The organism is Paenibacillus albicereus (genome assembly GCF_012676905.1).
Classification (GTDB): domain Bacteria; phylum Bacillota; class Bacilli; order Paenibacillales; family Paenibacillaceae; genus Paenibacillus_O; species Paenibacillus_O albicereus.
Genome location: NZ_CP051428.1, coordinates 840,634 through 861,832, shown reverse-complemented (window position 1 = coordinate 861,832; position 21,199 = coordinate 840,634). Strand labels below are relative to the sequence as shown.

At 61.3% G+C, this 21,199-nt stretch carries 18 protein-coding genes and 2 CRISPR repeat arrays (1 of these 20 cut by a window edge); of the genes, 1 reads left to right on the top strand and 17 read right to left on the bottom strand.

Annotation, left to right across the window (positions count from 1 at the left end):
- Positions 1-590: direct repeats of the CRISPR family, unit length 33 nt; unit sequence GTCGCTCCCCGCATGGGGAGCGTGGATTGAAAC (it extends 399 nt beyond the left edge of the window).
- Positions 591-826: 236 nt separating this feature from the next.
- Positions 827-1,504 carry a Fic family protein gene (locus tag HGI30_RS03845; protein WP_168906437.1) on the top strand — a complete coding sequence of 226 codons (678 nt, stop codon included), beginning with the start codon at positions 827-829 and terminating at the stop codon, positions 1,502-1,504.
- A 544-nt stretch (positions 1,505-2,048) separates the two neighbouring features.
- Positions 2,049-2,349: a CRISPR direct-repeat array (repeat unit 33 nt; unit sequence GTCGCTCTCCGCATGGAGAGCGTGGATTGAAAC).
- Positions 2,350-2,712: 363 nt separating this feature from the next.
- Here HGI30_RS03845 and HGI30_RS03840 read toward each other — a convergent pair.
- The 17 genes from HGI30_RS03840 to HGI30_RS03760 all read right to left on the bottom strand — a co-directional run bounded on the left by HGI30_RS03840 (position 2,713) and on the right by HGI30_RS03760 (position 21,145).
- The gene (locus HGI30_RS03840; protein ID WP_168909709.1) at positions 2,713-5,316 is read right to left on the bottom strand and encodes a glycosyl hydrolase; all 2,604 of its coding nucleotides are present in this window, start codon (positions 5,314-5,316) and stop codon (positions 2,713-2,715) included.
- Between the two features lie 276 nt (positions 5,317-5,592).
- A complete protein-coding gene (locus HGI30_RS03835) occupies positions 5,593-6,411 on the bottom strand; it encodes a pilus assembly protein TadG-related protein (protein WP_168906436.1) in 819 nt (272 codons plus the stop codon).
- A gap of 1 nt (position 6,412) precedes the next feature.
- Positions 6,413-7,852 (bottom strand): S-layer homology domain-containing protein, encoded by a 1,440-nt coding sequence (locus tag HGI30_RS03830; protein WP_168906435.1) that lies wholly within the window; start codon positions 7,850-7,852, stop codon positions 6,413-6,415.
- A gap of 46 nt (positions 7,853-7,898) precedes the next feature.
- Positions 7,899-8,195: a hypothetical protein gene (locus HGI30_RS03825; protein ID WP_168906434.1), complete on the bottom strand. Its 297-nt coding sequence runs from the start codon at positions 8,193-8,195 to the stop codon at positions 7,899-7,901.
- Between the two features lie 19 nt (positions 8,196-8,214).
- Positions 8,215-10,080, bottom strand: a complete 1,866-nt coding sequence (locus HGI30_RS03820; protein WP_168906433.1) for a SurA N-terminal domain-containing protein — start codon at positions 10,078-10,080, stop codon at positions 8,215-8,217.
- Positions 10,081-10,090: 10 nt separating this feature from the next.
- On the bottom strand, positions 10,091-10,537 hold the full coding sequence (locus HGI30_RS03815) for a TadE/TadG family type IV pilus assembly protein (RefSeq protein ID WP_168906432.1): 447 nt from the start codon (positions 10,535-10,537) through the stop codon (positions 10,091-10,093).
- Positions 10,506-10,778: a Flp family type IVb pilin gene (locus tag HGI30_RS03810; protein WP_168906431.1), complete on the bottom strand. Its 273-nt coding sequence runs from the start codon at positions 10,776-10,778 to the stop codon at positions 10,506-10,508. The genes HGI30_RS03815 and HGI30_RS03810 overlap by 32 nt, the downstream gene beginning before the upstream one ends.
- Before the next feature lie 23 nt (positions 10,779-10,801).
- The gene (locus tag HGI30_RS03805) at positions 10,802-11,737 is read right to left on the bottom strand and encodes a type II secretion system F family protein (RefSeq protein ID WP_168906430.1); all 936 of its coding nucleotides are present in this window, start codon (positions 11,735-11,737) and stop codon (positions 10,802-10,804) included.
- Positions 11,737-12,678 carry a type II secretion system F family protein gene (locus HGI30_RS03800; RefSeq protein WP_168906429.1) on the bottom strand — a complete coding sequence of 314 codons (942 nt, stop codon included), beginning with the start codon at positions 12,676-12,678 and terminating at the stop codon, positions 11,737-11,739. Before HGI30_RS03800 ends, HGI30_RS03805 begins: the two co-directional genes overlap by 1 nt.
- Positions 12,665-14,014 carry a TadA family conjugal transfer-associated ATPase gene (locus HGI30_RS03795; protein ID WP_168906428.1) on the bottom strand — a complete coding sequence of 450 codons (1,350 nt, stop codon included), beginning with the start codon at positions 14,012-14,014 and terminating at the stop codon, positions 12,665-12,667. The genes HGI30_RS03800 and HGI30_RS03795 overlap by 14 nt, the downstream gene beginning before the upstream one ends.
- Positions 13,962-15,197, bottom strand: coding sequence for a CpaE/TadZ family protein (locus HGI30_RS03790; RefSeq protein WP_168906427.1), 1,236 nt, complete (start codon positions 15,195-15,197; stop codon positions 13,962-13,964). Before HGI30_RS03790 ends, HGI30_RS03795 begins: the two co-directional genes overlap by 53 nt.
- A 1-nt stretch (position 15,198) precedes the next feature.
- Positions 15,199-16,131, bottom strand: coding sequence for an SAF domain-containing protein (locus tag HGI30_RS03785; protein WP_168906426.1), 933 nt, complete (start codon positions 16,129-16,131; stop codon positions 15,199-15,201).
- A gap of 137 nt (positions 16,132-16,268) precedes the next feature.
- On the bottom strand, positions 16,269-16,691 hold the full coding sequence (locus tag HGI30_RS03780) for a prepilin peptidase (protein ID WP_235680402.1): 423 nt from the start codon (positions 16,689-16,691) through the stop codon (positions 16,269-16,271).
- A 485-nt stretch (positions 16,692-17,176) separates the two neighbouring features.
- On the bottom strand, positions 17,177-18,289 hold the full coding sequence (locus HGI30_RS03775; RefSeq protein ID WP_168906424.1) for an NADH:flavin oxidoreductase: 1,113 nt from the start codon (positions 18,287-18,289) through the stop codon (positions 17,177-17,179).
- A 686-nt stretch (positions 18,290-18,975) separates the two neighbouring features.
- A complete protein-coding gene (locus HGI30_RS03770; protein WP_168906423.1) occupies positions 18,976-19,254 on the bottom strand; it encodes a hypothetical protein in 279 nt (92 codons plus the stop codon).
- Between the two features lie 353 nt (positions 19,255-19,607).
- Positions 19,608-20,720 carry an NADH:flavin oxidoreductase gene (locus HGI30_RS03765; protein WP_168906422.1) on the bottom strand — a complete coding sequence of 371 codons (1,113 nt, stop codon included), beginning with the start codon at positions 20,718-20,720 and terminating at the stop codon, positions 19,608-19,610.
- Positions 20,721-20,800: 80 nt separating this feature from the next.
- The gene (locus HGI30_RS03760; RefSeq protein WP_235680309.1) at positions 20,801-21,145 is read right to left on the bottom strand and encodes an ArsR/SmtB family transcription factor; all 345 of its coding nucleotides are present in this window, start codon (positions 21,143-21,145) and stop codon (positions 20,801-20,803) included.
- Positions 21,146-21,199: the final 54 nt, after the last annotated feature.

Below are 21,199 nucleotides of genomic sequence, written 5' to 3'. Positions count from 1 at the left end.
ACGAATTTTCGTCGCTCCCCGCATGGGGAGCGTGGATTGAAACCGACTGACGGCCGTCGATCAAGTCGGAAACGAGAGGTCGCTCCCCGCATGGGGAGCGTGGATTGAAACCTCCAATTCTTGCCCGGCGTTCACCCGCTCTTTAGTCGCTCCCCGCATGGGGAGCGTGGATTGAAACATATCATCCGCCTGCAGGTGCCAATGATCTTGAACGTCGCTCCCCGCATGGGGAGCGTGGATTGAAACGCGCTCCGACAGCCGGGACAAGGCATCCGTGATCTGGTCGCTCCCCGCATGGGGAGCGTGGATTGAAACCTGTCCGTTAAATGCTCCCACAAGGTTATTGATGAGTTCGCTCCCCGCATGGGGAGCGTGGATTGAAACATAGGAGCGCACAAGCACCGGCACATTGACCGATGTCGCTCCCCGCATGGGGAGCGTGGATTGAAACCATGCTCGTGTCCCAGTTCGTTTCCCGCACGGCTTCCGTCGCTCCCCGCATGGGGAGCGTGGATTGAAACACGCTGATTTGATCCAGGCTCGGCGGCGTGATCGTAGTCGCTCCCCGCATGGGGAGCGTGAATTGAAACATCGCCGAGGTGGTGTTCATGCGGATCTGCCGGCGGTTGCTCCCCGCTTGAGGTGCGCGAACTGAACCATACAGAGCTCCCTAATTGCGAAGCTCTGTATCCCCAATAGGAAGCGTGTGGATTGAAAACCTTAAACAAGTTAATATAAATAAGACGATAATTGACGTTCTCCGAGGAAATAAGGTGTATAAAACCTAAGAGAAAAGCGCAGCTTATGAAGCTGGAGGTTGTAGATAATGAAGTTTCCCAAAGATTATTTAGACGACCTTTTGGTACGGATGACCTATCACTCATCTGCCATTGAAAACAACACCATTACGTTAAGTGAAACCATCTCCATTCTTCTTCATCATACGATACCGAACAAAGTGTCTGTACGTGAGTTTTATGAAGTTGAGAACCATCGGATGGCTTTTAACTTTATTGTCGAAAATACGGACCGTGAATTGTCTATCTCATTGATTCACGATGTTCATTCCCTTCTGATGGATCGGATCCATCATGAGCGCGGACGGTTTAAAACTCATGAAAATGCCATTGTAGGAGCAACGTTTCAAACCGCGTCTGCCAAAGAAACGCCGTTGCTTATTCATCAATGGGTTCAAAACCTCACCTACCAAATCGAACAGGCCCAAACGACGAGTGAGATTGTAAAAGCCGTTTGCTATGCTCACATCCAGTTCGAGCGTATCCATCCCTATGCGGACGGAAACGGTCGAACAGGGCGTTTGATCATGATGTTTCTTTTATTGAAGAACAACATCCTACCATTCGTCATACCAAAGGAAAGCAAGTACGAGTACATTCGGTTCTTAGAAGACCAGGACGTGGAGGGGTTTTCAGCATTTGCATCTTCCATACTCGAACAAGAGTCCCTGCGTTACGAGGCGTTTTTGAATTCGAAAAGTGAATAAATAAAAACGACTCGCAAGTCGAGTCGTTTTTAATCGGTTTCTTATCCGTTTGCTTCTCAGTCGATCCCAGATATGGAGGAAGCCGTCCTTCCCCTTGCGCTTCGTATATGGCCCGCATCGTAAATGTTTGGATATGATCGAACATGCACCTTCCTCCTGCCTTTACCTTCAGTCGTTGCTAAATAGGTGAGCAGGTCTATAGCAGCATACCGAAAGATGCCGGTAGACCTACATCGAAAATTCCCTATGCGAACAAATATTTTTGCTGGATTTTCACTAAGACTGGAAAATTTTGATGAGTATCGTCCGTTTTTTCCGAATTTCATTGGCAGAAAATTGAAGATGAATTATGATTATACGTAAAGAATGTAGCTGGTGCGAATGCCAAGCTCCCATGAAAACCCCGGGGGATTCGCACCTCGAAATTTGTCGAAATTGATTCAAAATCATAGTCTCAAATTTATATCAAGTATTATTATATATCTATTTAGTTGGAAATAGAGTGTTTTTCATACGAGAAAAGTATGAAAGCCTTCTTTTCGCCGTCGCTCTCCGCATCGAGAGCGTGGATTGAAACCACCCGTTCCCGCCAATTGGGCGATGACTGGCACCGTCGCTCTCCGCATGGAGAGCGTGGATTGAAACTGCCGTATCGGCTGGACGACATCACGACGCTATTGTCGCTCTCCGCATGGAGAGCGTGGATTGAAACCGCTGGGCGTGTACAAAAAGCGGCCCGGTGGCGGTCGCTCTCCGCATGGAGAGCGTGGATTGAAACTGGGATGCGAAAATGCAGAACAAGAAAACCTATGGTCGCTCTCCGCATGGAGAGCGTGGATTGAAACAATACTTCTTCGCGGTCGGCGCGGGTGCCGGCTGCGTCGCTCTCCGGGAGCGTGGATTGAAACGCGCTGAGGAAGGCCATCTTAGCTCACCGTCACTTTGTCGCTCTCCGCATGGAGAGCGTGGATTGAAACTTGGCAGGCGGTCAATGACTCGGAATTTGCAACGTGGTCGCTCCCACATGGATGTTGTGGATTTAAACATCGGTCGCTCCCTATCGAGAGGCATAAATTCAACTCCTACTCCACCCTCAGTTTCCGTCTACCCCAGAAAACAAAAAAAAGGACAACCCGGCACCAAGCCGAGTTGTCCTTTTTTTTATCTTCCCTCCCGCCTCCAATCAGGGAGCGGCGGGAGCCTCCCGCTCAATGCGTGTACGTATAATGCGGCGAATCGTACTGCGGGCCGCCTTTCTCGTACGTGAACCACAGCTCGATGGCCTGCCCGGAGGTCAGCCCCTGGATCGTGTGCGTCCAGGCCGAGCCGTTCTTGACCATGCGCACGTTCTGCTGGTTCGCGCCGTTCACGAGATAGTGGACATCCACGTAAGCCGCTGCGGTTTTGGGCGTGAACGAGATCGACTCCGAGGAGCCGCTCTTCGTTACGGTAGCCGTGAAGTCCGCATGCGTGTACGTCTGACCTGCCGGAGGGGTCGGAGTCGGTGTTGGCGTGGCCGTCGGGGTTGGCGTCGGCGTTGGAGTAGGCGTAGGAATGCTGCCGCCCGCGCCTTCCGTCGCCGAGCCGTTCGCCGGCACGCTCAGCGTCTTGCCGTCGGAGAACGTCACCGTGATCGCCGAGTTCGTCAGGTTGTAGGCGGTGTACGTCTTCACGCCGTTCTTGTTGAATACGGCATAGGCCGGCGTATTGGCCGTGACCGTGCGGTCCTGGTTGCCGATCGCGTCCAGATTGTAGATCCAGTGGTACGCGAACGCCTTGGAGTTGCCCGCTTCGGCCGATAGCGCGCCGCCGCGCGAGGTCCAGAAGCTTTTGGCTTCGCCGGGATTCGAGATCGCGCGGTACATGTAGATCAGGTCCTCCCACGCGTCGAAGCTCGTACCGCCGTTCTCCGACACCAGCGCGTTGTAGTTGCGCGTCGTGTAGTCCGGATACTGCGTCAGGTAAAGCGAGGCGCCGGTGAAGGGCAGCCAGTTGATGCCGTGCACCTCTTCCGGATTGCCGGTCCACCAGGTGCCGTCGCCGACGGTCTTGCCGCCCCACACCATGCTCGCCGTGGAGCGCGTGAATCCTGCCGGACGGTTCTGGTTGTTGACGTCGAACCAGTATTCGTTGATCGCGTTCATCTCGGTCGTGTACAGGTAGATGCCCGTGTCGCGCGCGGCCGTATCGCCGGTCGCCTGGCCCCACAGGATCATGCCCGCCCAGGCGTTCATGCCCTCGGAGGAGGATTCGTTGTTGTTGCCGTCGCCGAATCGAGCATGGCCGGCCGCCCACGAGTGGCCCGCGTACGGATCGAAGTTGCGCAAGTAAGGGAACATCGAGTCGGTGCGGCTGCTGCTCGCGATGTCGCGGATGAGCAGGTTGACCATCGGGCCCCACTGCGCCGCCCAAGCCTTGTCCACGCGGGCGATCTCGGCGGCCGCCTTGATGAAGTAGCCGTAGTGGAAATGATGGTCGTTCAGCTCGTTGTTCGAGCCGTAGCTGGCCGGGTAGCCGATGACCGTGCCCCAGGTGTTGTTGTAGTAGAACAGTTGGGACGATTTCAGGTTGCCGGCGCTGTCGCTCGACTTGAACCAGCTCTGCAGGATCGTCTTGATCTCGCTGCGGAACTTGTTCGCCGCCGTCGTGTCGCCGACCTGGTCGGCGATCGGAGCGAGCGAGGCGAGCTTGCCGAGGCGCTTGCCGATCCAGTACGTGTCGCCGTCGCCGGCATACGTCTCGGCCTCCGCCTGGTCGACGTACTGCTGCAGCTGCTGGCGGTTGTAGGAGCCCTTATCCGGAAGACTCGGTAATACTCCGTAATACTTCATCTTCGTCTGGAACGAGCTCCCTTCCCCGACCTTCATCTGCCCGCGTACGGAGTTGTAGGTGTAGGAGGTGAGCGGCGTGCTGCTGTTTTTCCACTGATGCGGGTACAGCGCGAACAGCGTGCCCGTCTGCGTGCCCTGCTTGGCCTGCGTCGTGAACGCGTACGTCGTCGTCACCTCGCTGGCAGAGGCATTGTACGAGTAGCTGGCCGTCGTGCCCGTCACATGCGAGTAGGCATACTGGGCGAACTTCGACAGGGTCGCCGCCGAGTTGTCCGGCAGCGCCGCGACGGAGAAGTAGGTCGTCCCGCTGTTCGTCAGCGTCTTGCCGCCGATGCCGCTCCACGTCGTGCCGCTCGCGCCGAACAGGCCATAATGCGCGCCCGCGACCGTGATGCCGAGCACCGGCGTCGAGGCGTTGCCGGACCAGATCGTCGGCGTATCGTAGAAGCTGATCTTCGGGCTGCCGCCCGCGTATGTGAAATACACATAAGGCGAGCCGTGGCCGTAGCTGACGTTCATCTCGTTCGCGCCGCTCTTGTACTGGGCTTTGACGAACCAGTCGCTGAAGCCGTCGACCTTGGCGTCCGGGAAGCTCGCGACGGCCGAGTGTCCGACCGTGAAGTCGTGGATGTCGTTGATCCAGCCGCAGACGCAGCTCGAATTGGCCGTGATCCGGTTGCCCGGATAATAGATGCGGATGCCGCCGGAGCCGTTCTTCATGGCCAGCGGATGAGGGTACTGGGCTTCCGAGTACGTGTCCCAGGCGAGGTTGCTCCACCAGTCGTTGGTCGGCATCGCTCCGGTGACGTTGCCCGTCTTGTAGATCTGGCTTTGCACGTTGACCGCTCCGGGCGGCAGCACCGTCGAGTACGAGCCCGCGCCGAGCGCGACCTCGCCGCTATAGGCAGTGGCCGCTCCGGCCGGGACGGCGACCGTGGCGAGCAGGCTGAGCAGGAGCAGCCAGGCGAATCGTTTGTTCATCATGTTCCTCCTTGCGGGAATAGGATGGAGATCGAGCCGTTTTAGGAAACGCTTTCAATTTCTGCCGCAATCAGCCCCTCTCCCCTTCAGCGTAGCAGGATGGGACAGGCGTTCCTAGGCATCGGATTTCAGGTCGATTCCCATTATTTCACATGGCCTTGGATCTCCAACGCCTTCCCCGGATGAAAAAAGCACCCTGGAGGCGGCTGAGCGCTTCCAGGGTGCTTGCCTGCATCGACGGCGCCGCTCCGCAGAGCGGGCCTAGCCTACCGCCGCCTACCAGTAAATCATCATCGGCACCTTGCTGCTGACGTCGATCGGAATCTCCTTGGAGCCGAGCGCGGCTGCGGCGCGAGCGGTCAGGTCGCTGCGGACGCCGATCGTTTCCAGGCTGAGCGTGCGCCCCGAATCCAGCCGGAACTTCGGCTTGCGTTCGTACGGGAACTCGAGTCCGCCGTTCGGCAAGCCTTCGTTGAGCCGCGCCGTCTCGCGAGCGGCCGCGCTGATGCGGCCCGACTGCCGCTTGACGGTGTCGTAGAGCAGGTCGCCGTTGCGCGAGGCGGTGAAGGAGGCGGCGAAGTAACGCTCCCGGACGATGCGCATCCAGTTGTCCGACAGCCATCCGTCATCGCGGAACCGCTCGTCCTCGACGATTTCGTCATAGAGCCGCCCGTCGGCGAATTCGCTCCGTTCGGAAGGCGGAGCGCTCGGCGTTGGAGTCGGCGTCGGCGTGGCGGTCGAGCCCGGCAGTCCTCCCGCCGGCGCGCTCGGCGTCGGCTCGGGAGTCGGCGTCGGCTCGGGCGTTCTCCGCGCCTCGATCTCGCCTTCATGCAGCTTGCGCGCCTGATCGCCCGCTTCCTCCTTCAGCGCCTCCTCGTACAGCTGACGGATCGTCTCCACGGCCGCCAACGCCGCCGCGTCCGCGACGTTCTGCGCCTGCCGTTTTTCGATGAAGACGGTGTAGAAATAGAACAGGTAAATCGCGAGCAGGATGAACATCGCCATCATGCCGATGCCGAGCAGCGACATGCCGCCCCTCTCGTCGCGCAGCAGCCGTCCTAGCCGACCGCGCCGCCATCCATCGAGCGCGGCCACTTCAGTCCTCTGCCTCGACTTCGGCATTCTGCGTGATCCAGTAGGCGGCCTCGGCACGGGTGACCGGCTTCTGCGGCTCCAGCTTCTTGTCCGCTCCGAACGTATCCAGGTAAGGCGGGACGTCCCAGTTCGAGCTCACGTAGGCTTGCACTCCGCCGAGGAAGATCTTTCCGACCTTGTCCCGATCCTCGAACTTCCGCAGATTGACCTCGGACACCTCGGTCGCCAGCGGCTTGACGACAAGGCCGTATCGCTGGTACCAGCCCCACAGCACGGTCAGCTGCTCGCGCGTGAGCGGCTCCGACAGCCGCATCGTGCCGTCGGGGAAGCCCGAGATGATGCCGGCCTGCGTCAGGCCCTCCACCAGCTCGTAGCCTTCGTCCTCCGGCTTGACGTCGGAGTAGGTCGGCTCCGGCGCGCGGAACGGGATGACGCCTTTGTCGTCATAAGCCGCCATCCAGCGGATGAACTCGGCGCGCAGGATCGCCTCGTCCGGGCGGAAAGCTCCCGACTCGTCCAGGACGCCGGCGACCTGGCCCGCCAGCTTGGCGACGGCGGCTTCGCGCTTGTGGCCGGCGATATCGGAAGGAGCGCCCGCAGCCGGCTCGTTCTCGTCCCCCCCTTGCACCTCGACCTGCACCTTCCGTGGAGGGGGCGCGAAGTCGTCTCCGTCCGACTCCTCGCCCGCGTTCTCGACGATCCAGTAGGCCGCCTGCGAGCGGCTGACGAGCGCTTCCGCAGCCAGTCGGGACGTATCGCCGAACGTCCGAAGGTAAGGCTTTCCGTCATCCAGGGAGGCATAGTGCGCGACGGCGCGGATGTAGGGCTCCGGAATCTCCTTGCGGTCGTCGCGGCTGCCGATCAGCACCTCGGCGTAAAGCCGGTCGCGTTCGGCCGACTTGACGGCCGTCCGATCCTGGTACCAGGCCCAGAGCCGCGCCAGCTCGCCGCGCTGCAGCGGCCCCTCCAGGTTCAAAGGCTTGCCCGGCTCGGCGCCGAGCCGACCTGCGGCTGCGAGGCCTTCGACCCATCCGTAATCCGGGCTGTCAGGACCGACATCCGGGAACGTCGGCGTGGACGGATCCGCATCGGCGATGCCCTTGTCGTCATAAGCGGTCATCCAGCGCAGGAAATCGCCCTTCGTGACAGGTGCGGACGGCTCGAACAAGCCTCCTGAGGAGGGCGTCGCGAGCCCGGTCTCGAGCAGCTTGACGATCTGCTCGCGGAACTTGTGGCCGCCGATGTCCGTGACGGCGACGGATGCCGGGGCTATGGAAGCCGACGGCTCCGGCGTGCCGGCCGGACCGTCCGTGGCCGCCGGAGACGCGGTCGCGGACGGCGCTGGAGATGGCGGATCGCCGCCCTGGTCGGAGCAGGCTGCGGCGGCCAGGCCGGTAAGCAGCAGCAGGGCCGCGGCCTTTCCGGGGAGAGATGGCTTCATCGTTTCACAGCCTTTCTTCCGGCTTCAAGCAGCCGGGTGGTCGATATCAGTTCATATAGTAGCGGTACAGGTTGAGGCCCCCGAACACGACGACGGCCAGCACGATCCGGATAAGGTATGCCCGGCGCGTCTGCGCGTCGCCGCGGATGTACATGAGGATCATGACGGCAAACGCCGGCAGGAAGAACAGTAGAAACAGCCAGACTCCCGTCCCAAAATCAATGTAATCATGGTTGCCGCCTAGATAAGCGATTAGAAAGCAGCCCGCGATGAAAAAAATATTGGCTGCTAGCATCGCCTTGGTCAACTTCTTCTCGTCCATGCGCTTCATTCTATCGATCATGGAAAGATTCCTTTCCAGTTCAATTTTTGTTCAGTTGCGAACTGCCTTGCTTGATGGCCTCGTCGCTGCCGACTTCGACCGCCTCCTGCAACGAGGACTCGCGGCTCTGGAGCCGGTCGAGCGCGTCCTGATTGCCCTGCAGCTGGTCGAGCTGACGCTGGGTCACCTGATTGCCGCTATGATCCCAGCGATTGATGTTGTTGGTGTTCGCCGTATCGTTCCAGATGCGGTTCAGCTCGACATTGGTGATCGTCCGGCTGCGATTCGGCACGACCGTGTCGACGGTGCGCCCGCCTAGATCGGAAAATGCGGTGCCGATGTTCTGCTCGGTACGCAGCCGGTTGAGGCGGCCGCCGAAAAGGCTCTGCAGCACGAAGCCTTTGAAAAAGCCGGATGCCGCCGCTGTCTCAGGATCCAGCTTCTCCTTCGGCTTCGCCAGCGCGACCATGACGTTCTCGAACGTCTGGGAAACGGTCGCTGCTACCCTTTTTCCGAGCGGACTACGCGCCGCCGCGCCAAGGGCATCGCCTACTCGGTCGAAGATGAGCGCGCCCGCGAAGCTTTCGACTGCCATGATGCCGACCTCTCCTACGGTCGGCAGCTTCCCCTCGAACGTCATCTTAATGCCCATATTCATCACCATGTTGACAGCCGCGCTGAACTGGAACGTCTTGGACGTCAGCGTGCTCTTCACCGCCGCCACGGGATGCTTCACCAGATTCAGGAAGCCGCTCTTGAGATTGCTCAGAGCCGATCTGGAGAAGCTTGCGATCCTGGAGCCAGCCGTCCGCAGCGCGGACTTGAGGCCGGCCGAGCGGATGAGCTGGATGCCGCCGCGCACCGCGCCGAAGACGCCGGCATGGCCGAGCGTCAGGACGAAGCCTGCCGCCATCCCGCCGATGCCGATCGACTTGATGAAGCTGAAGCTGTCTCCGGCCACGAGCGCGTAGATGCCGCCCGCGATCGCCCCGACGACGAGCGCGGCGATGATGACCGGCGCCGCGAACGTGATGCCGATGATCGCCGCCACGCCGACGACGACGCCGACGACGATCGCCGCGCCGAGCAGGCCGCCGCCTGCGCCTTTGGCGAACTGCACGGTATTGTCCCATAAACTCTGGTACCACGGCTTGCCGCCGCCTGCGTCCGTGCCGCCGGGATCGGTGCTCCCGGGATCGGTCTTGCCGGGATCGGTCCCTCCAGGATCGGTCCCTCCAGGATCGGTGTCGCCGGGATTCGTGTCGCCGTCATCCGTACCGTCCGGGTCGACGGAGCCGGGATCCTGCGGCCCGCCCGGACCTGTCGATCCGGGCGGGTCGGTGCCGCCCGGGTTCGTGCCGCCGGGGTTGCTGCCGCCCGGATCCGTTCCGTCCGGGTTCGTTCCATCCGGATTCGTGCCATCTGGGTTCGTTCCATCTGGGTTCGTTCCATCTGGATTCGTACCCCCGGGATTCGCTCCACCTGGATTCGCTCCTCCGGGATTCGCTCCTCCTGGATTCGCTCCTCCGGGATTCGCTCCTCCGGGATTCGCTCCTCCGGGATTCGTGTCCCCGGGATTCGCTCCTCCTGGATTCGTCCCGCCGGGGTTCGTATCTCCCGGATCGACATCGCCATCCCCGGTACGTCCCGGATCGGGCGGTCCTGGACTAGCGGTGTCGCCGGAGCTGTAGTCCGGCGATCCGGTCGAGCCGTCCGGCACGGCGACCTCGATCGAGGATGGCGGCTTCTCCCCGCCTTTGTCCGGAATTTCATACGAGTCCAGGCCGGTGCCGATGCCGCTGTCCGCTTCCGCCATGACAGGCGCTGCGGCATGCGCCGCGCCGCCGAGCAGCAGCGTCAGCAGGATCAACGCGCGCGTCCAGCTGCGGATTCGAATGCGTCTCACCTCCATGAACCTATTCGTTCGCTTTTTCCTTCATGACGGTGACCTGCGTACTTATGGGCACCGCCCAGCCGGAGCCGAACAGCGAGCCGGTCACCATCGGCGACTCCAGCACGACACGCACGGTCACGTATTCACCGCTCTCGGAGCGGGAGATTTCGCGGATGCTGTAGCTGCCCGCCGTATTGCGGACCGCCTCTTCATAGTACGGACCGGCGCCGTCCGCGACCATCGCGGCGCGCGCGCCTTCCATCGCGGCTTGCTTGGCCACGACGGCCGTGATGCCGACGAGCGCGAACTGCACGACGACGAGCACCATGAGCAGGAATAGAGGGATGATGCCGACGAACTCGATGGCTTGCGCGCCGCGCTCGTCCCGCAGCGGACGGAAAAGCGGGCGGAACGCTTTTCGTCCGCCCGAGCCGCCCTTAGATCTTGATCTTGTCGATGAAGTCTTCAATCTTCTCCTTGAGCTTCGTAGCAATCCCACCATCTCCAAACATGGAAATTAACGCGATGATCAATACGACGGCCACGGCCGCGATGCCGATGTACTCGATGGCCTGCGCGCCTTTCTGGTTGCTCAGGAAAGAGCGGGCACGCTGGACGTTGGCATAGACCTGGATTCCAATGCTTCGCATCATAGGGGTCACCTCCTTTCGCAGATCGAATGGAATGCCGGCGCAGTTCGGTTCACTCAAGCTGACGCTTCCTCGAGCGGAATTCAGAAGCCGTCGAGCCCGTCCCAGCTGATGCCGACGCCTTCCGGGTTGTAGATGAAGTTGAGCACCAGCATGCCGACGATGAACAGGATGACGCCCGGCAGGATGACGAATGTCGTAATCAGCGTCACCTTCGGCCCGGCCTTGGCGGCCCGCTCCTTGACAGCCGAGATGCGCACGTCGCGCATGTCCTCGGCGAGCGTCTTGAACGTGCTGGAGATCGGCACGCCGAGCCGGCTGCCCTGGATGAGCGACAGGATGAGCATCTCGAGCGGCTTGGACTGGTTGCGGTTCATCAGCCGCAGATAGGCCTGCTCCCTCGGCACGCCGATGTCGAGCTCCTGCTGGAAGCGGCTCAGCTCCTCGCGCAGCGGTCCTTCCATCGTGCGCACGATCTGCTTCATCGCCGGATCGAGCGGCACGCCCGCCTGCAGCGTCACGCTCATCGCGTCCATGAAGTCCGGCAGGTCGACGCCGATCTGCTCCTGCCGCGCCGAAGCGGCCGACCGCAGCCAGATCGAGGGCCAGGCGAGGCCGAGCGCGAACAGCAGCAGGACGAAGATGGAGCTGAAGCCGATCATCGACAGCATCGTGCCGACGAGCAGGCCCGCGAACAGGCAGAGGAAGCGGAAGCCGTAGAACGTGTCCAGCGTCAGTCCGTGCGGGTGCCCGGCCAGCGCCAGCCGCCGCTCCAGCAGCTCGTCGCTGGCGAACAGCTTGAACCTGCGCCCGAGCGGCGTCAGCCCCTCGGACCAGCGGAAGACGAGGGCGGCAAGCCGGGCGGGCAGCCGATCCTTCTTCCTCTTTTCCTTTTCGATGAGTCCAAGCCGCTGCATCAGCGAGATCCGCTTGATCCAGAACCAGCCGAACAGCGCCATCGACAGCGCCCACAGCCCGAGGGCCGCATAGAGAAGCCTGACCGGCCATTCCATCTGCATCACGCCTTTATCCGGGATACTTTTTGAATCAGCACGAAGCCGATCGCCATCAGCACGACGACCGCCGCCAGCAGGATCAGGCCGGGCAGCGTGAAGATGGGGGTGATGAAGCCCTTGAACACCATATTGAACACGAATACGAGAAAGACCGGCATGAGCGCCAGCGTCACCGCGATGTAGCGGGATTCCGCCGTCTGGTTGCTGATCTCGCGGTTCACCCGCTCGCGCTCCTCGAGCGTGCGCGCGAGATGGTCGAGCGCCGCGCCGAGGTTGCCGCCCGCCTGACGCTGCACGAGGATCGTCTGCGTCATGAGCCGGATGTCCTTGCTCGTGAACCGCTCATGCACCCGCTCCAGCACGTCGCCGACGCCGGTGCCCATCTGCAGCTCCCGGGACATCGTCTGGAACAGGAAGCCGGCGGGAGGCTTGATCTCGCGCGCGACCATGTCGATTCCCTGCTGGATGCTCATGCCTGCTCGCACGCAGCTCGAGAGCATGCGGCAGATTTCCGGCAGCTGCCGGTTGATCTGCTCGCCGAACTTCTGCCGGCGGCTCTTGACGAGCTGCTTGGAGCCGAGATTGACTGCCAGATAGGCGATCAGCAGGTTGTACGGAAAGCCGAGGCTGAGCAGGCTCGCGATCAGGTAGCTGATGACGAGCCACGCCGCCGTCAGGAGCGACAGCCACTGCAGCGGCGACAGCTTGATATGCGCCGCCTGCAGGCGATCCGCCCAGCCACGCCCGTAGTCGGAGGCGTCAAGTCGCAGCGACAGACGCCGGACGGCGCTGCGGCTCGCGCGCGCCTCCTCGGTATGCAGCGGCGTCAGCTTGCGGCTGAGCGCGTTCATGCCCCGCCTCGCCTGCACGAGCTCGATCATGCCGTACAGGCCGAGCGCGGCGGCGGCGAATACGGTCAGCAGGAACAGGCTATGCTCCGGCATGGCTCATCTCCCCCTCGCGGTCCGGCAGGTAGAAGTCCAGGCCGAGGTCGTAGCCGAGCGCGGCGATCTTGCCGTGGCACTCCGGCACATAGCCTGTCGTCTCGAAATGCCCGATGCCGAGCCCGTTCTTGTCCGTCCCGGTCCGCCGGTAGCGGAACAGCTCCTTGAGCTTCAGCTGCCCGTCCTCGTCCGCCGCCTCCGCGATCGAGACGACCTTGCGTGTGCCGTCCGGCAGGCGCAGCGTCTGCACGACGAGCTGGATCGCCGCGCTGATGAACGGGCGGACGACATCCGCGGTCATCGACGGGTTGGACATGAGGATCATCGCCTCGAGCCGGCTCATCGCGTCCTTGGGCGAGTTGGCGTGGATCGTCGTCAGCGAGCCTTCGTGGCCCGTGTTCATCGCCTGCAGCATGTCGAGCGCCTCGCCGCCGCGCACCTCGCCGACGATGATGCGGTCGGGCCGCATCCGCAGCGCGTTCTTGACGAGATGGCGGATCGTGATCTCGCCCGTGCCCTCCATGTTGGCGGGACGAGCCTCGAGCGAGACGCAGTTCTTGCGGCCGAGCCGAAGCTCGGCCATGTCCTCGATCGTGATGACGCGCTCTCCGACCGGGATCGCCGCGGAGATGATGTTCAGCAGCGTCGTCTTGCCGCTGCCCGTGCCGCCCGAGATGAGCAGGTTCATCTTGCCGGCGACTGCCGCCTCGAGGAACTGCGACATCTTGTCCGACAGCGAGCCGAACCCGAGCAGATCCTTCATGCCGTACGGGTCCTTCTTGAACTTGCGGATCGTCAGCACGGGGCCGTGCAGGGCGATCGGCGGGATGGCGGCGTTGACGCGGCTGCCGTCCTCCAGGCGCCCGTCGACGAGCGGCGAGCTCTCGTCCACCCGCCGCCCGATCGGGGCGACGATGCGGTCGATGATGTGCCGGATATGGTCATGGTTCTTGAACTGGACGCTCGCCTGGCTGATCCGGCCCTTTTTCTCGATATAGATCTCGCTCGGGCTGTTGACCATGATCTCCGTGATCTCGTCGTCCTGCAGCAGCGGCTCGAGCGGCCCGTAGCCGACGGAATCGTCGAGGATCATGTCGAGCAGCCGCGTCTTGTCCATCTGCGTGATGATGACCTTCTCCTGCTCCATCATCTCGGTAATCAGCTTCTCGATCGTCTTGCGCTTCTGGTAGGTCGGGAGCTTGATCAGCTGGTCGAGATTCGTCTCCTTGAGCAGCCGCTCCTTGTAGTGGTTGAACAGCCCGTCCAGAAAGTCCTGCGGCTTCTCAGACGCTGACCTGTCGTCCAAGCTGCTGCTGAGCCGCTGGAAGATCGACATGGACCTCGCCTCCTTCTTCCTGAAGCAGCCGCTTCGCCAGCTCGGCGTATTCCTTGAGAGGGCCGCGCATCCGCTTGATCTTCATGCCGGGCTCGACATGCAGCGGCTTGCCGATGTTCATCCGCGTCTGCAGGCCGCGCTTGACGTCCTCCGGGATGACGCCGATGACCGGAACGGACACCATCTTGGCCAGGTCGTCCAGCGTCACGTCGGCCTTCTTGCTGTGGCGGTTGACGAGGATGGACAGCTGCTCGGGATCGGTCAGATGATAGCGGTCGATGATGTCCAGCGCATGCTTCATGCGCACGATCGACGGACGGTCGACGGCGAGCAGGTACAGCACGCGGTCGGCGTTGTTCAGCGCGGCGATCGACACCTCGTCGAGCGGCTTGGGCAGGTCGAGCACGATATAGTCGAAATGCTGGCGGCACGCGCCGAACAGCAGCTCCATGTCCGTGCCGCCGAACGTCTCCGCCTCCTGCGGATGCGCCGGCGAGAGCAGCACCTGCACGCCCGACGGGTCCAGCCTGTAGAGGACGTTGTTCAGCTGGCTGTAGGTCAGTTCCTGCAGCACCGACTTCAGATCGCCGAGATCGCGCTCGGCCTGGATGTCCAGGTAGTGCTGCAAGCCGCCGTACTGCATGTTGAGGTCGACGAGGAGCACGCGCGCGCCGGGCTTCATCGCCAGCATCTGGGCCAGATGGAGCGCCGCGGTCGTCGTGCCGGAGCCTCCGGAGGCGCTGTACAGCGCGAAGATGCGGCCGCCGGCGGCACGGCTCGCGCGCCCCGCCGTTCCGCCCCGGTACGAGCGGACCAGGCGCTGCGCCTTTTGCACGGACGCCTCCAGCTGGTCGAGCTCTTCCGGCACGCGCAGCACGTCGGCGATGCCGGCGCGGTACAGCTCGCGGATCCGGGCGAAGTCGCCGCTGCGGCTTAGATAGATGATCGGGGCCGATTCATTGACCTTCTTGAGTTGCTGCACGACCGCCGTCAGGTCGGCCGCCTCCAGCGGCTCGGCCAGCAGGATGACGCGCGGCTCCGTCGGGCTCAGCTCCATGTAGGCCTCGCGCGGCTTGGCGATCTGTTCGCCGATCGTAAAGTTGAGGAACGTCGCGTTCTGCTGCAGCTGCTGCATGAGCCGGCTGTCATCGGTGATGAGGGCGAGCTTGGCGTTGTCGCTCATGTCATGGTCCTCCCTTCGCCGGCGAAGCGGTCGGAGACGGCTTCGCGGACGGACTTGGCTTGACGGCGGCGCCTGAGGCCGCCGGCGGCTTCGCGGACGGACTTGGCTTGGCGGCGGCGCTCGGGGCGGCAGGCGGCTTGGCGGAGCCAGACGGATCGCCGGTGCTTGGAGCGCTGCCGGCGGCTCCGGCTGTGCCGGAGCTCGATGCGGCGCCGGCACTCTTAGCCGGCGATGCGGACGGCGACGCCGACGGGGATGCGCTAGGCATGGCCGAGCCCGGAGCCGGGCCTTTTTCCTCCGCGGCCTTGGCGCTGCCCGTCTTGAGCAGCCGCACCTCCTTGCCGTAGTTGAGCGCCCATATGACGCCCTTGGCATCCGCGAGCTTCACCATGACGCCGACCGCAGTGATCTCGTCGCCGGTCTTGTGCACGCTGCTGACGGTGACGCCCTTGAGCAGCACCTGCGTCGTGCGCCGGTCGGCTCCGGCCTGCTGGCCTTCCTCTCCGGCCTGCTCGTAGGAGATGAGCAGGTCGACCTGGTCGTAGGCGTCGATCTGATCGTCGAACACGGCGAGCGGAGCCCTCAGGAGCACTTGGCGGAAGTCGCCGGAGACGAGGCTGTTGTCGCGCAGCATCGCCTGCGTGATGACGGCGCCTTTGACGATCGGCACCATCGACACGCGGCCGATCAGATCGGCGGGCGATTCGATCAGGCTGTCGAGCATGTATTTCCGAGGCAGCTCCTGCTCCTCGAGCAAGGTCTCGTCGATCACCCTGCCGGCCGGAATGTCGCTGCCGGCCACCTGCACGGTGACCAGCTCGCCGAGACTGTCTTTCGTTTCCTGCATGTAGCTGGAGAAGAGAATGACGGCCGCCGCCCCGAAGGCAAGCGAGAGAAGCAACAGCAGCAGCGCGCGCCGCTTGGATTCGAACATCGTCTGGACACCTCTTGATTATGGATTATGTAGGAATGCTTCGGTACATCATGGAGCGGAGTCGCGCGAACTCATGAAGCGGACGCGGGAATCGGGGATGCCCGAGGCGGAACCAGCGAATCCCACACCCGGCAAGATCAGCCCGTCCTTGCCAGCAGCAGCACGGCGGCGGTTCCGGCGGCGAAGAATGGAGCCATGGGCAGCTCTGACGCGCTGACGCGACGGGGCATGAGCCTGCGCAGAAGCAGCAGCGGCCAGGCCAGCAGCCCTGCGGCCAGAAATCCGGCCGCCATCGCGGCCAAGCCGCCCGCGAGGCCGAGCGCGGCGCCGACCGCCGCCAGCAGCTTGATGTCGCCTCCTCCGAACAGGCCCCGGGAGATGAATGCGACGAGCAGTCCCGCCGCGAGCAGTCCCGCCGCTCCGCCAAGCGCGGGCAGCATGCCTGCTCCTGCTGGATGCAGCGTGTGAAGCGCCGCGAAGTACAGCATCGCGGGAATCGTCGCATGATCGTAGATCTTGCGCACGGCAAGGTCGGTCACGACGCTGTACGCCAGCAGCACCGTCAACGGTAGGTAGAGCCAGCCTGCCAGATCGGATCCCTTCTTTCCTTGGCGTCCATGGCTTCAAAAAACGTTTCTTTCCGTAAAGGAGACTTTTGAAGCAGACCTTTTTTGATTCCCTTTCTTTTTGTAACTGAAGATCCAAAACCACCACGAATTTCTTTAATTTTCCTATTCTCGTGTATATAAACGGTTTTTCCCGTTCGAAAACAGGTCGTTGGACATAGGTTGCAATCCCCCGAAGGTTTCTATTTACATCCCGATATAACTGTATTTTTCCATCGTTGATTGCCTTCAGGCTTAGCGTCATGGCTGCAAAAAAAGCCGCTTCACCGGTCGTTGCGACGGGTGAAGCGGCTTCTTATCCAACTACTTGTAGGAGAGGAGAACAACTGCGGCATTCTGCATGGCCTTCGAGCGGTTTTTCCGCGCGTAGACGATGCTGCGGCGCCAACGCTCCCCCGACCTGCCGAGCTGCCGACGAATCAGCTCAGGCTGCCGAGCGCCTCGCGCGAGAAGGACTGCAGCTCGGACAAGCGGCCTTCGCGGATCTTTTCCGCCCAAGCCGGATCGGTCAGCAGCGCGCGGCCGACGCCGACGAGATCGAACTCCTCGTCTTCCAGTCGCTTCATCAGCTCCTCGATGCGCGGCTGCTCGCCGCTTTTGTCTTCGGAGGCTGCGCTCGTGAACGTCGAATCCAGTCCGACCGATCCGACCGTAATGACCGGCTTGCCGGTGATGCGGCGCGTCCAGCCCGCCAGGTTCAGCGGCGAGCCCTCGAACTCCGGCTCCCAGAAGCGGCGCGTCGAGGCGTGGAACACATCGACTCCGGCCGCGCTCAGCGGGGCGAGGAAGCGCTCCAGCTCCTCCGGCGTCGACGCGAGCTTGTTGCTGTAGTCCACATATTTGAACTGCGAGAAGCGGAATACGATCGGGAAATCCGGTCCGACCGCCTCGCGCACCGCCTCGATCACTTCGACGGCAAAGCGGGTGCGCCCGACAAGGTCGCCGCCGTACTCGTCGTCGCGCTTGTTCGTGCGCTCCCAGAAGAACTGGTCGATCAGGTAGCCGTGCGCGCCGTGAATCTCGACGCCGTCGAAGCCGATGCGCTTCGCCGCGGCAGCCGCATCCGCGTACCCCTTCACGAGGCCGCGGATCTCCTCGACGGTCAGCGGCTCGGATACCTTTTCCCCTGTCTGCGACAGTCCCGACGGGCCGGCCGGCACCGCGTCCGATTCCGGAAAAGCAGCCGCTTCGCGGACGGTCCCGACATGCCAGATTTGCGGAATGATCTTGCCCCCGGCCTCATGCACCTCGCGCACGACCTGAGCCCAGCCCTCCAGCGCCTCGGCGCCGTAGAAATGCGGCACGTCGCGGTCCGATGCCGCCGCTGGATGGTCGATGATCGTGCCCTCGGTGATGATGAGCCCTACGCCGCGCTCGGCGCGGCGGCGGTAGTAGGCGGCGACGTCGGCGCCGGGCACTCCGCCGGGCGAAAAGCTGCGCGTCATGGGGGCCATGACGACGCGATTGCCGAGCTTCAGCTTGCCGCCCTCGAACGGGCGGAACAGCGGCGCTGCTTGGGAAACGGTAGACATGATCTAAGCCCTCCTCGACGATCCTGAATTTTTATATCTATATTTATAAATATATAGATACATCATCCGGAAAGCAACCTTTACTTTTCGGCTGCCTTGAGTTCTGCTTAATTAAACGCCGAGCTTTAGCTGGCATGTAGCTGCCTTATATTTTCCTGGTTGTGAGCAAGGTCACCTTTAATTGATTCAGTGGAACCACGAATTCAACCGGCCCTTATGAGCGACGAGCCACCGAATCAACCTTGATGGAGTAGCTTATGGCCACCTAAGCCTACTCGTAGTTGATGACATGGATCCAACTCTGGCTAAGCTAAACGACGTAATTTTCCAGCATCGTGGATGATTCGCTATATAAATGTTAGGAAATTACTACAAGTAGCTATGAGCGCAATAAATCTGTACGGATGCAAAAGAACCCGTCTCGCTCCTAGATTGGCTGGAAAAAGCGGGTTCTTTTCATGCCTATTCAAGTGTTCTAGGGCTTAGACTCCAGATGCTTCACGGAGCAGATTGCCGACACCACAATTGGGGCCCGTCTATATTAGACCGAGCGTGGAGCAGATGTCGTCGCCGTGGGGTACAAGCACAATCCACGACCAGGCGCAGCCCTTTCCTTCCAAAGCAGCTCGCTTCAGCCATATTTAAAAAAGCCTCCGGTCTCACACACTACATCGTTTTTAACGGGTTCATTTCTTTTCGTTTCTGAGTCTTTTAAATATGTTTATAGCTAAGAAAACAATGCTGATACAGAGCAAATAAATTCTATCGTATTTAAGAATAACTGCGGTATAGGTATCATAACCATCTCTATAGAAAGAATATGTGTTGTAAAAAAACTCATATTCAATATGGTGAGAACGGCCAGAAGCTCTCATAACTGTTGTGCTGCTATTAAGATCGACCATCCAACATGCTAGAAGGTAAACAAGTATTAGTCCCGATGTTAAAGCTAATCTTTTATTCATTCGTCCAAACTCCTCCCATCTTTTATGTACTTCATTAATGAATCCACCACTTATTTTGGATTGATTAATGAAATAAGTGCGCCTTCCGTTTTTTCGCCGGTATAATCTTAGTTGAACCCGCCAAATACGACGACGGCCAGCACGATTCAGTCAGGGTAGCCCAGCGCATCGTGATATCTTACATACAAATATATACTTTTATTAGCATAAAAATTTATTCTTTTAAAATCAATACTACGACCAATGTACGTATACAACAATAATCCTCAATGGCCTGCTGCATAGCAAAAAATCCGCCTCATCGGTTTCGCCGATGAGGCGGATTTCTCTATCTACCTTAAAAGCCTCGCGCCTCAGCTCAGGCTGCCGAGCGACTCCCGCGAGAAGGGCTGCAGCTCCGACTCGCGACCTTCGCGGATTTTTTCCGCCCAAGCCGGATCGGTCAGCAGCGCGCGTCCGACGCCGACGAGATCGAACTCGCCCTGGTCCAGACGCTCGATCAGCTCCTCGATGCCTGCCGTCTCGCCGCCCTTGCCTTCCGAGAACAGGCTCGTGAACGTCGAATCCAGCCCGACCGAGCCGACCGTGATGGCCGGCTTGCCGGTGATGCGGCGCGTCCAGCCAGCCAGGTTGAGCCGCGAGCCCTCGAACTCCGGCTCCCAGAAGCGGCGCGTCGAGGCGTGGAACACGTCGACTCCGGCCGCACTCAGCGGAGCGAGGAAGCGCTCCAGCTCCTCCGGCGTCGGAGCCAGCTTGGCGTCATAGTCCACCGGCTTCCACTGCGAGAAGCGGAACACGATCGGGAAGTCCGGTCCGACCGCCTCGCGCACGGCCTCGATGACCTCGACCGCGAAGCGGGTCCGGCCGACGAGGTCGCCGCCGTACTCGTCCTCGCGCTTGTTCGTGCGCTCCCAGAAGAACTGGTCGATCAGGTAGCCGTGCGCGCCATGGATCTCCACGCCGTCGAAGCCGATGCGCTTCGCCGCAGCGGCCGCATCCGCATAGCCCTTCACCAGGCCGCGAATCTCTTCTACAGTCAGCGGCTCGGATACTTTCTCCCCCGTGAGCGAAAGCCCGGACGGGCCGATCGGCACGGCATCCGATTCGGGGAACTTCGCCGCTTCGCGCGCCGTGCCGACATGCCAGATCTGGGGAATGATCTTGCCTCCGGCCTCATGCACCTCGCGCACGACGCGAGCCCAGCCCTCCAGCGCCTCGGCGCCGTAGAAATGAGGCACGCCGCGATCCGCCGCGGAAGCCGGATGGTCGATGACCGTGCCTTCCGTAATGATGAGCCCAACGCCATGCTCGGCGCGGCGGCGGTAGTAGCCGGCCACGTCGGCGCCCGGCACGCCGCCGGGAGAAAAGCCGCGCGTCATGGGGGCCATGACGATGCGGTTGGCGAGCCTCAGCTTGCCGCCCTCGAACGGACGGAACAGCGGCTCGGCGTGGGATGCGGTAGACATGGTCAAACTCCTCCTTGAAAATCCGTATTTAAATCTACAAAAACAAATATATCGATCTACACAGGCAAAAGCAACCCTTGCTATTCGGTTGCCTCCAGCTCTGCGGCAAGATCGGCGAGGAACGCCCGGATCGCCGCTTCGTTGCGCCGGTAGTACGTCCACTGTCCGAAGCGGCGCGACTCCAGCAGGCCGGCCTTTTGCATCGAGGCCAGATAGGAGGAGATGACCGACTGCGTCAGTCCGGACTTGTCCTGGATGCTGCCGACGCACACGCCTCCCGGAAACTCGGCGCGCACCTGCTCCGGGGACAGGGGAAACTGGCCTTCCGCATCGCGCAGCCAGCACAGGATGTTCAGCCTCGTCTCGTTGGAGATCGCCTTGAGAATGCCCAATCTCCCGTCGTTCGACAACGGTGCCATGCTCATGCTAACCCTCCGTTCTTTCGTTCTGGTCTCCCCAGTATACCAAAAGTCCTGTCG